11 protein-coding genes and 1 pseudogene are annotated in these 10,022 nt (G+C 64.4%); 4 read left to right on the top strand and 8 right to left on the bottom strand.

The window, feature by feature from the left end; genetic code table 11:
• The 5 genes and pseudogenes from Q322_RS24185 to Q322_RS24605 all read right to left on the bottom strand — a co-directional run.
• Positions 1-247, bottom strand: a pseudogene (locus Q322_RS24185) (hypothetical protein); the annotation flags it as partial.
• A 158-nt stretch (positions 248-405) separates the two neighbouring features.
• Positions 406-900 carry a MarR family winged helix-turn-helix transcriptional regulator gene (locus tag Q322_RS0115085; protein ID WP_029478732.1) on the bottom strand — a complete coding sequence of 165 codons (495 nt, stop codon included), beginning with the start codon at positions 898-900 and terminating at the stop codon, positions 406-408.
• Positions 897-1,349, bottom strand: a complete 453-nt coding sequence (locus tag Q322_RS0115080; RefSeq protein ID WP_084148020.1) for a DMT family transporter — start codon at positions 1,347-1,349, stop codon at positions 897-899. Before Q322_RS0115080 ends, Q322_RS0115085 begins: the two co-directional genes overlap by 4 nt.
• On the bottom strand, positions 1,346-1,822 hold the full coding sequence (locus Q322_RS0115075) for a DMT family transporter (protein ID WP_029478730.1): 477 nt from the start codon (positions 1,820-1,822) through the stop codon (positions 1,346-1,348). Before Q322_RS0115075 ends, Q322_RS0115080 begins: the two co-directional genes overlap by 4 nt.
• 199 nt (positions 1,823-2,021) lie before the next feature.
• A complete protein-coding gene (locus Q322_RS24605) occupies positions 2,022-2,345 on the bottom strand; it encodes a GNAT family N-acetyltransferase (protein WP_245593275.1) in 324 nt (107 codons plus the stop codon).
• 137 nt (positions 2,346-2,482) lie between these two features.
• Between Q322_RS24605 and Q322_RS0115065 the strand changes: the two genes are divergently transcribed.
• The 4 genes from Q322_RS0115065 to Q322_RS0115050 all read left to right on the top strand — a co-directional run bounded on the left by Q322_RS0115065 (position 2,483) and on the right by Q322_RS0115050 (position 5,952).
• On the top strand, positions 2,483-3,703 hold the full coding sequence (locus tag Q322_RS0115065) for a toxic anion resistance protein (RefSeq protein ID WP_029478729.1): 1,221 nt from the start codon (positions 2,483-2,485) through the stop codon (positions 3,701-3,703).
• Positions 3,700-4,371 (top strand): nucleoside/nucleotide kinase family protein, encoded by a 672-nt coding sequence (locus tag Q322_RS0115060; RefSeq protein ID WP_029478728.1) that lies wholly within the window; start codon positions 3,700-3,702, stop codon positions 4,369-4,371. The genes Q322_RS0115065 and Q322_RS0115060 overlap by 4 nt, the downstream gene beginning before the upstream one ends.
• Before the next feature lie 123 nt (positions 4,372-4,494).
• Positions 4,495-5,379, top strand: a complete 885-nt coding sequence (gene purU, locus Q322_RS0115055) for a formyltetrahydrofolate deformylase (RefSeq protein ID WP_029478727.1) — start codon at positions 4,495-4,497, stop codon at positions 5,377-5,379.
• A 132-nt stretch (positions 5,380-5,511) separates the two neighbouring features.
• Positions 5,512-5,952, top strand: coding sequence for a hypothetical protein (locus tag Q322_RS0115050; RefSeq protein ID WP_029478726.1), 441 nt, complete (start codon positions 5,512-5,514; stop codon positions 5,950-5,952).
• Positions 5,953-5,992: 40 nt separating this feature from the next.
• Here Q322_RS0115050 and Q322_RS0115045 read toward each other — a convergent pair whose 3' ends face one another.
• Genes Q322_RS0115045 through Q322_RS0115035 form a run of 3 tightly spaced genes read right to left on the bottom strand, consistent with a single transcriptional unit; the run spans position 5,993 to position 9,950 of the window.
• Positions 5,993-6,349, bottom strand: a complete 357-nt coding sequence (locus Q322_RS0115045) for a low molecular weight protein tyrosine phosphatase family protein (protein WP_211248917.1) — start codon at positions 6,347-6,349, stop codon at positions 5,993-5,995.
• A complete protein-coding gene (locus Q322_RS0115040) occupies positions 6,346-6,639 on the bottom strand; it encodes an antibiotic biosynthesis monooxygenase family protein (RefSeq protein ID WP_029478724.1) in 294 nt (97 codons plus the stop codon). Before Q322_RS0115040 ends, Q322_RS0115045 begins: the two co-directional genes overlap by 4 nt.
• Entirely contained in the window at positions 6,636-9,950 is a 3,315-nt protein-coding gene (locus Q322_RS0115035) for a type ISP restriction/modification enzyme (RefSeq protein ID WP_084148018.1), read from the bottom strand. Before Q322_RS0115035 ends, Q322_RS0115040 begins: the two co-directional genes overlap by 4 nt.
• Positions 9,951-10,022 lie beyond the last annotated feature (72 nt).

The following is a 10,022-nucleotide window of genomic DNA, read 5'->3' as shown; positions in this document are numbered from 1 at the left end:
TTTTTTCGTTGCCGCTCCACTGTTTGCGAACCAATGCCATGCGTCGTGAATGGTTCTTGTCCATGACGCTGTCATCGAAGATGACATAGCCCCTGTCGCTGAATTGGACGTGTGGGCGCACCTGCGTCCACAGCTCCGCTGCCGTCAGGCGATCTCCTTGCAAGTACCGCTGAACTGCGTCATGAGCAAAATCGTCGATGTGATCGGCAAAATAGGTTTGCGTTCGGTTGATCTGTGTGGCAGCCAAAAACTCGCAGTACCGTTGCCGACTGACTTTTCGAGGTCTTCCCATCAGCTCAGAATCTCAAATTTGTCCAGTTTCGCGTAAGCCCTAATCTGTCAGAAGGGCCGTTTTTTTCGACCGAACGGAGGGGGTGGATATTGCTGTGCATTCGGACAAATGCTTTAACGCGACTGGATACGCCCCAGCAGTGTTCTGAGGGTCTGCCGCTCGGCGCTGCTCAGATCCGCCAGCAGCCGTTCCTCGTTTTCAAGATGCGCGGCCAGCAGGCCGTCCACCAGTTCACGGCCCGCCGCCGTCAATCTGGCCCGGATGGCGCGGCGGTCCAGCGGGTCCGGCACGCGCTCCAGCAGTTCCCGTGCCGTCAGCACGTCCACCCGTTTGGTCACGGCGGGCGGTGTGATCGCCATCAAGGCGGCCAGCTCGCCCAGTGTCAGGCCCTCCGGTGGGGCCGAGCGCCGCAGGGTGGCCAGCACGTCGAAGGCGGCTGGGGTCAGCCCATGCCGGGCGAAAAAAGCCTCCAGTTCGGCTTGAAGTAAGCCCGAGGTGCGTTGCACCGCGATCACCGTCAGCATCGGCTCCGGGTCCAGCTCGGGCCGGGCCGCGCGCCAGTCCCGCTCGATGCGGGCCAGCAGCTCGGATGTGGGCGCGCTTTTCACCCTCGCCCCCGGTTGCGGTCTGCGGCCAGCAGGGCCACCGCGCCCAGCAACAGCCCCGCACTGAGCAAGGCGCTCAGCGTAGGCGGCTGAGCGGTCTGTCCCAGCCAGCCCAGGCCCGTGATGACCGCCGCCCCCAGCACCTGCCCCAGCGTGACCGCCACGGTGCTGGCTCCGGCCCCCAGCCGCGCGCCCACGATCAGGCTCAGGGTCACGTAGGTGACGCCCAGTACGCCTCCCAGCAGGGTCCACGGCAGCGGCCAGGCGGTGGGCCGCGTTCCGTCCAGCCCCAGCGCCCACAGCGAGAGCAGCAGCCCCGCACCCACCCAGAAGGTGACCAGCGTGGCCACCAGCGGCGAACCCAGCACGGCGGCCAGCCGCAGATTAAAGGCCAGGCCCGCCGACAGGCCGATGCCCGCGCCGATGGTTGCCAGCAGGGCCACCAGACTCACCGCAAGCCCCACAACCGCAGCCCCCACAACCGCAGCCCCAGCGCCGCCAGCACCAGAAGCGCGGCCAAGGTTCGCGTGCGGTTCATGCGCCGACGTGGCAGCCCCAGCGCACCGAAATGATCCAGCGCCAGCGCGGTCAAGACCTGCGCGGCAATCACAAACGTGGTTGCCAGGGCCGCGCCCAGCAGCCGGGTCAGCACCACGCTGCCCACCACATAGGCGCTGCCCACCACCCCGCCCAGCCACACCCAGCGCGGGGCCGTGCGCGCGGGGGCCCAGTTGAACCGGACCCGCAGCACGGCCAGCACGCCGCCCAACACCACGGCTCCCACCAGATAGGAGATGCCCGCCGTCAGCGTGACCGACTGCAATTCGCCCGCCAGCGCGCTGTTCACGGCAAATTGCATGGGCAGCAGGGTGCCGGCAGCCACCGCCAGGAGCAGGAAGGGGGCGCGTTTTGATACCTGAGTCATGGGGAGATACTACACCAGTACACTATTTCTGGGTAAAGTAATGGGACGGTTTATCGATTGGCTGGCCTGTAGATGGACGCAGACAGACCAGTTTCACGCTGTTCCAGCGCTGTCCGGCCCACTGCCGCGCCTGGGGGATGCGGGCGCATTCGCGGTAGCCCACTTTCCCAGCGGCCTAGACCATCAGCTCATTGCCGCTCTAGGTGGTCAGGGTGAGGACATGCGCGTTCGTTTCTGCGAGGGTGGCTGTGGTCCAGAGGGTCAGGGCGCGGGTGCCCAGGCCGCCCCCCCAGTGGGCCGGGTCACAGATCAGGATGCCCAGCTCCCACCAGCCGCCGCCCTCCAGGGCTTCCCCGGAGCGGGTGACGAGGCCGATCCGAATGTCGTCCAGGGCGATAATTCGCCTGTTGGTGGAGGGCGGCTTGGCGGCGGCACGCGCTGTGAATTCTGCCAGCGTCAGAGACCTTGTTCCCTGACCGGCGTGAAAATACGGGCCGTCCCAGCGCTTCCATTCCGGGTCCATTTCGGCGTGGGACCAGCGTCATTCCACGGCTAGATCTTTAAGGCGGCGCTCACGGAGGGTCAGGTGCAGCGTCTCCCACGCCCCTTAAGCCTTTTGCCGGATGCAACCCCTCACCCAGATGGTGCGTAATGGAGAGCATGACCGATGGCAAACCCGGCCCGCTGACCCCGCCCGAAACCTCTCTGAACGCGCCGGAGGCCGTCAAGAACGTGGCCCCGGTGGACGCGCCCGAGATGGTGCCGCTGTCCAGCGAGGACCGCGCCCGCTTGGACGGCATGGCCCGCGCCTTCGCGGTGGATGTGCTCAGTGCCGGTTCGCATAGCCCGGAATTCAAGCGCAAGATGGACGCCGTGCATGACCTGGGCCTGCCCGAACAGCGCGCGGCGGCGCAGACCAGCAACCGCATGCTGGACCGTCCCCTGCGCGCCACCCGCAGCGGCGCACTGGCCGAGGGCAGCGATATCCTGAACAGCCTGACGGACCTGCGCCGTACCGTAGAGGACCTGGACCCCAGCCGCGCCCCCACGCCGCGCCGCCTGTTCGGCATCCTGCCGGGGGCCAGGCGGGTGCAGAACGCGATGGACAAGTATCAGAGCGCCCAGTCGCACCTGAACGGCATTCTGGAATCGCTGTACCGGGGACAGGATGAGTTGCGCCGTGACAATGCCACCATCGAAACCGAGAAGCTGCACCTGTGGGAAACGATGCAAAAGCTCCGGCAATATGCCCATGTTGGCAAGGCGGTGGACACGGCCCTGAGCGAGCGGCTGAGCGAACTGGCAACCACCGATCCCGAAAAGGCCCGCATGGTCAGCGAGGAACTGCTGTTCGCGGTGCGCCAGCGCGTGACCGACTTGCTGACCCAGTTGGCGGTCAGCATCCAGGGCTACCTGGCCCTCGATCTGGTGCGCCGCAACAATCTGGAGCTGATCAAGGGGGTGGACCGCGCCACCACCACCACCGTCAGTGCCCTCAAGACCGCGCTGATGGTCTCGCAGGCGCTGGGGACGCAGGGCGCAGTCCTCGGGCAGATCACGGCCATCAACGACACCACCGGCAAGATGATCGGCTCCACTGCCAGCCTCCTGAAACAGCAGTCCACCGAGATCCAGCGCCAGGCGGGCAGCGCCACGGTGGACCCGCAGATCATCCAGGGCGCTTTCCGCGACGTGTACGGCGCGCTGGACGCCATCAGCGCCTACCGCCAGCAGGCGCTGGAGCGTTTCACCGAGACCATGCAGGTGCTGGACAAGGAGGTGGCCCAGGCCCAGACCTACCTGGACCGCGAACGTCAGGGCGCGGCCCGCGAGATCGCCCAGGACCTCAAGGTGACCCGAGAGGGTGAGCTGAAGCTTTGAAAGCCCGACAGACGGTGCTGGAGGAATTGGCCGCGAGGCTTGACGCCCAGTCCGCTCGCCCTGTTCTGCGCGTCGCCGTAGATGGGGTAGACGGGGCAGGTAAGACGACGTTTGCCGACGAACTGGCCGCATGCCTCCGCGATCTGAGCCGTGAAGTCATCCGCGCCAGCGTGGACGGCTTTCATCATCCGCGCTTTGTGCGCTACCAGCGGGGGCGAGGTTCGCCCGAGGGTTTCTACCGCGATTCTTACGACTACGATGGGTTGAGGTGGGCGCTGCTGGACCCGCTGAGTTCTGACGGTTCCCTGCGCTACCGGACGGCAATTTTCGACGTGGACGCCGATCAACCTGTATCTCAAGCAGAGTTGACCGCCCAGCCTGGCAGCCTCCTGATCGTGGACAGCCTCTTTCTGCACCGCCCGGAATTCCGCGGCGTGTGGGACGACTCCATCTTTCTGCGGGTGGACTTCGCCGTCTCGGTTCCACGCGGCGCGGCACGCGGCCCCGGCTTCGGCTCGCCCGATCCGCAGGCGGAGATCAACCGGCGGTATACCGGGGGCAACCGCCTCTATTTTGAGGAGGCGAATCCAGAACAGTGGGCGGGCGTGGTGGTGGACCACAACGATCTGAACGCGCCGTTCATCGGGTCCAGTGGTGCCGGAAGCTGAGGCAACGGTGGCCTCGCTGACCTCCGTGCTGCTTACCTTTCTCGTTGGTGACTTGCACGGACGCGGCGGCCTGGGCTAAGACGCGCGGGGCTGGGGGCGCATCACTCCCGTATCCTGCACCCCATGACCGCGCCTGCCTCCACCCTTGATCCCCTGAATACCGCGACGCTGACCATCACCTGCCCGGACCGGGGCGGCATCGTGGCCTCGGTGTCGCAGTTCCTGCACAGCCACGGCGCGAACATCATCCACAGCGATCAGCACAGCACCGATCCGGCGGGCGGCACGTTCTTCATGCGAATGGAGTTCTATCTGGACGGCCTGGACCTGAGCCGCGACGGCTTCGAGCGGGCTTTTTCGGGCGTGGTGGCCCGCCCGTTCGACATGGACTGGAAGCTGGCCTACCGCGCCGAGCCCAAGCGCATGGCGATCCTGGTCAGCCGCTATGACCACTGCTTTCTGGACCTGCTGTGGCGCAAACGCCGGGGCGAATTGAACATCACCATTCCCCTGATCATCAGCAACCACGAAGACCTGCGCCGCGACGCCGAGATGTCCGATATTCCCTTTCACGTCGTCCCCGTGAACAAGGAAAACAGGGCCGAGGCCGAGACTGAACAGGTGCGCCTGCTGCGCGAGGCCGACGCCGAATTCGCCGTGCTGGCCCGCTACATGCAGATTTTATCCGGCGATTTCCTGCGCGGCTTTTCGCGGCCCGTGATCAACATCCACCACAGCTTCCTGCCCGCCTTTGTCGGCGCGAACCCCTACCGCGCGGCCTTTCACCGGGGCGTCAAGCTGATCGGCGCAACCAGCCATTACGTCACCGAGGACCTGGACGCCGGACCGATCATCGCCCAGGACGTGATCCCCGTGACCCACCGCGAAACCCCCGACACCCTGATGCGTCTGGGCCGCGACGTGGAACGCCAGGTGCTGGCCCGCGCGGTCAAGGCCCACGTCGAAGACCGCGTGCTGGTGCATGGCAACAAGACGGTGGTGTTCTAGAGGTTATGGGTGGTGGGCTGTAGGGTGTGGGGAAAGCACAGGAGCCGCCGCTCGACTCCCCCCGGATCTTTCTCTTCTCCATTGACCACTTACCGCTTAACCCACGTCCCCTAACCCCGCTAACCTGAGCGCATGGCAACCCTCTATGTCGTCCTGCTCACCCTGCACAACATCAACCGCTGGCTGGTCCTGCTGGCGGGCGTCTGGACGCTGTTTCGCGGCTATTCGGGTCTCAGTTCGGGGCGGGCCTTCACGCCTGCGGACCACCGCCCGGTGGGGGCGTTCGTGGGAACCGTCAGCCTGCAACTGGTGCTGGGACTGCTGCTGTACGGGCTGCTGGGCGCGCAGAATATCCAGGTGTTCGCGGGTGCGCGCCCCAGCTTCCAGTGGGAACACCTGGGTCTGGGCGTGCTGGCCGCCGTGTTTGCCACCCTGGCTTCTGCCCTCAGCAAGCGCGCCGGGGGCAATCTCCCCAAATTCCGCATGATGACCATCTGGACGGTCCTGAGCCTGGTGGTGGCGCTGGCGGGCATCCCGTGGTGGAGGCCGCTGCTGCGTTTGTTCAATCTGTAGTCCCAGGCGCAGGGATGACCGCCGATGATATCAGGGCAGTCTATTTCCTGTCTCGCGGCCTGACCCCCTGCAATCTCCCCGGCACCAGTCGGCGCAGCATATCAATCAATTTCGGGTCCATGAAGTCGTAGTCGTCGGGAATGCCCAGCGTGAGAATACGGTCATCGGGTAAAGCTCCCCTGAATTGCTGGCGCAACACGTCCCGGTGCCGCTTTTCCATACAGACGGCAACATCGGCCCATTCCAGCAGGTCACGGCTGACTGGCGTTTCGGCGTTCCGATTGGTGCCTGCCGAAGCCACCTCCCAGCCGGGCGTGTCGCGGAAAATCGCCTCTGCCGTGGGGCTGCGGAGCCTGTTCTGAGCGCAGACGAACACCGAGCGCAGGGGCCGGGTCAAGGCAGCACCCGCGCGTAGTGCTCCACCGTCGGAAAAGGATCGTAGAAGTGGTGCAGGAGTGAGCGCCACTCCGCATACCCGGCGCCGCCGCGAAAGCCCTGGGTGTGGTCTTCCAGCGTTTCCCACCACACCAGCAGGGCGTATTTGTGGTCATCCTCCAGACAGCGTTGCAACTCGTGTCGCACGTAGCCCTTCATGCTGGCGATGATCTGCTGCGCCCCGGCGAAGGCGGCTTCAAATTCGGCGGTCTGGCCTGGGCGGATGTGGAGGAGGGCGATTTCGTGGATCATGGATTGACCTCCGCAGCCGCTGCTAGGACAGGAGCCGACACGAGACGGTAACTGGCGTCCAGTTCCTCTGAGAGCAGCACGAGCGCGGCAATGCGCTGAAACATGGCGGTCACGTACCGGACTTCTTGCACGCTCAGTTCGCGGTCCAGCAATTTGAATTCCCGGTAGCTCAGCCATTTCTTGACTACCTGATAGCCGCCCAGCGAATACTCCCAGACCCGTCGCGGCACGCTGTCCCAGAACAGGTCATCGTTCAGGAATACCCGCACGGCTTCTTTGCCCAGTTCGCCGGGAAAGTCAGCCGCCACCGCCTCCGTTCTGCCCCGGCCCGGCATCACCGTTTCACCCTGTCCACGGTGGCCCCAGTTCGCCGTGACCCGGCGGTCCTCGTCATCCGGCACGCCGCCGCCGCGTTTCGTGACCTGTCCGATGCTCCGCAGTTCTGCCGCCGGGGCAAAGGCCACCACTGGGTCAAGCAGCGCCGCCACCTGTCGCCCCAGTTCGGCGCTGTTTCGCAACTGCTCCAGCGTCGGCGGCAGCGGAATCCTGGGCCAGTCCTGCCGCAGCGCCCCCCGATTTTCCAGCGCGTACACCGGGCTGTGCATTACTGCCAGTGCATGAAAAAACAGGTCCTGAACGCCGCCCCCCACCGCCCCCAGGTACGCCCCCGCCCGCGCACTGAGGTTGTCCCTGAACGCCTTGTGACCCTGCTTCTCCCCAAGCTGCCCCATATCGTCCCGAACGTATAGGGGGAAGAGTGAAGCTCCCCGGTCCAGTAGATCAAGGCAGCCCGCCACAACTCCAAATTGAGCAGGATCACGCTCACGGCGAGGCTGTTGTTGAGTAATCAGCCAGAGATTGCCTTCTCCTAAATTTCGGACATAATCGGCTCTTTCTCTGTCTAGCAACTTGGTTTCAGGTTCCCAGTACAGCCAGCGTGTGTCAAATGGGCGGTAAGCGTAGAGGATGATCTGCTCTGGCCTGAATCCTTTTTTGAGCAAGGTGCGGCGGACGGAAGGCCCATTGAAGCCGGACGCCGACGCCATCGCCGAGGGAAATCTGTTTTCCACCTCATCGTCCCTGATTTCCGGGTCCAGATAAAAGCGCATCCGATCTTCCAGATTCTCGCGGTCAATGTCCACCACGAACGGGTCACGGCTTGTCTTAATTCCCGGAAAGGAGGCGGGGAACAACTCCTCCAGCGTTGACCAGGACAGGTAATCTTCCTGGGCGTCGGTGGGGCGCAGGGGAAAGCCCAGGCGGGCGTCGGGCGTCACCGTTTCGTACTCCGGCAACAACTCGCCTGCGGCTTCCTGTCCGAGTTGATTGAGCTTGTTCACGCCCCACAGTTCGCGGTAGTTCACGGCCTCGGCGGGCTGGTGCTGCTGCTTGCGGACCAGCAGGGAAATCGCCGTTCCCACCTGAATGCCCTCGCGGTTGCGCGGCGTGCTAAAGGCGCTGGGATCGGGCAAACCCTGGGGGGTCAGCTTGCCGGTGCGCCTGCTGTCGCCGTTCAGGTTGTCGATCCAGATGCCGTCGAAGACGCTCAGGTACTTCTCGCGCATCCCTGGAAAAGAGCGGCCATCGAGCCAGGAATAGCCGCTGATAAAGCACACCACGCCCCGGTTTGTCTTCTCGACGATCTGTTGTTCGGCCATCCTGAAAAACCTGACATAAAGCTCGTTCAGGCCCTGGCCCTGGGGTGGGGGAGCCTGGGTCACGGCCCGGTAAGCCGTGACCAGTTCCGCCTCCTCGTTGATGGCCGTCCCGGCGTAGCCGCTGTAGGGCGGATTGCCCAGAATCACCAGCACAGGGTCCTTAAGTTTGACCTGACTGGCGGCCTCCCATTCGCTCAGGTACTCGGCGTGGTCCGCGAATTGCGGCGCGGTGCGGCTGGGGTCATAGCCGGTCAGGGCGTTGGTCAGGTAGATCCCGGCCCGTTCGCCCTCGGCCAGCGGGCTGCCCAACTGGCCCAGCAGCAGGGCCATTTTCATGTGGGCGATCACGAAGGGCGCGGGCATGATCTCGAAGCCGAACAGGCGCGTCTGGGCCGCCTCCTTCAGATCGTCAGGGCTGAAGGCGTCCAGCAAGCCTTCCTCACGCAGCGTCCTGTGAATACGGCGCAGCACTGCCAACAGATATGAGCCGGTCCCAGTACACGGATCAAGCACCATCACGCTTTTATCCGCCAGTCCCAGAGGAATTCCAAGCTCATCTCTGAGAGCTTTGTCCACCCGCTCCACCATGTAATTCACAATCTCTTCGGGCGTGTACCAGACCCCGAATTCCCGTCTCAACTCCGGGTCATAGGCTTCCAGAAAATCCTCGTAGAAAAACAGGATGGCGCTGTCTGAATCCAGGCGGGCAAAGAACTCCTCGCGCCGGACCCGCGCCAGCATCTCGGTGGCCCAGTCCAGCAGCGGCGCGAGTTGAAGGCCCCGCAGGGCATGGGGCGTGGTCAGTTCCGAGAACAGGCGTTGCAATACGTCCAGATTCAGTTCGTGCGCCGCCGAGCGCCAGTCGAAGGGCCGGGCAATCTGTTCCCGGTGGTGAATGACCCAGGCGCTGAACAGCCCGTAAAACAGCGTCTGGATCAGGGTGGCCCGGAAAAAGTGTTCGCCGCTGCCGCCCTGAAAGCTCACGCCCAGCAGCTTTTCCAGTGCCTGACGCACACTCCTCAGGGCCGGGGTGTTGGCGGGTAGGCGTTCAACCCGGATACGGGCCTCGCGGGCGTATGAGGCCAGCATCGTCGCCACGTCCTGCGGCGCGGAGGCGCGGGCGGGCCGCATCAGCGCCCGTTTCAGGAACTCGGTCAGCCCCTCATCCTCCTGCGCCGCAAGTGTGGCCGGTTGCTGCGCCGCCCGCCAGAACGCGGCCTCGTCGGGGGCGAGGTCATAGCGTTCCACGATTCTCAGGCCGTCGCCGTCCTCCTCTGCCACGGCAAAGCCCCGCAGATTCGTGACCAGCACCTGCCCGTAACGTGCCAGGTACTTTCCCACCTGTTCAGACGCCAGAATTTTTTCTAGAGCGGGCTGCGTTCCCTTGACCTCTAGCGCCCCGCGCGTGGGCAGTTGCCCGGCCTGGGGCTGGCCCTCACTGAATTGTTCCGGCGTAAAAAAGCCGCCGTCAGGAATTCCCGCTCCCCGGTTCCTGGTGTTGATGATGACCCGCACTGCGGGTTTAAGCAGTGCGCCGACGCCATTGAACAGCACGGAAAGAGAGGGATAGTAGCTCGTCTCGTCCACTCCCTCTCCGCTGTTTTTGATCCGCTTTAACTCGCTGATGTACTCGTGGGTAAGGGAAGTTGGCATGGTTCTACTGAGCTTACAGGGCCACGCTGCTGAGTCAGGATCGCTTTGCGCTCATCCTCTCAGTGGTCGGCG

Origin of the sequence: Deinococcus frigens DSM 12807 (assembly GCF_000701425.1) — a bacterium.
GTDB lineage: Bacteria > Deinococcota > Deinococci > Deinococcales > Deinococcaceae > Deinococcus > Deinococcus frigens.
Note: the sequence above shows the minus strand (reverse complement) of the source record. Positions and strands in the feature narration are given on the sequence as shown.

Coding starts and splice junctions, on each gene's coding strand:
- Q322_RS0115075 (WP_029478730.1), bottom strand. CDS start 1,822: ATGACTCAGGTATCAAAACGCGCCCCCTTCCTGCTCCTGGCGGTGGCT.
- Q322_RS24605 (WP_245593275.1), bottom strand. CDS start 2,345: ATGGACCCGGAATGGAAGCGCTGGGACGGCCCGTATTTTCACGCCGGT.
- Q322_RS0115065 (WP_029478729.1), top strand. CDS start 2,483: ATGACCGATGGCAAACCCGGCCCGCTGACCCCGCCCGAAACCTCTCTG.
- purU (WP_029478727.1), top strand. CDS start 4,495: ATGACCGCGCCTGCCTCCACCCTTGATCCCCTGAATACCGCGACGCTG.
- Q322_RS0115050 (WP_029478726.1), top strand. CDS start 5,512: ATGGCAACCCTCTATGTCGTCCTGCTCACCCTGCACAACATCAACCGC.
- Q322_RS0115040 (WP_029478724.1), bottom strand. CDS start 6,639: ATGATCCACGAAATCGCCCTCCTCCACATCCGCCCAGGCCAGACCGCC.
- Q322_RS0115035 (WP_084148018.1), bottom strand. CDS start 9,950: ATGCCAACTTCCCTTACCCACGAGTACATCAGCGAGTTAAAGCGGATC.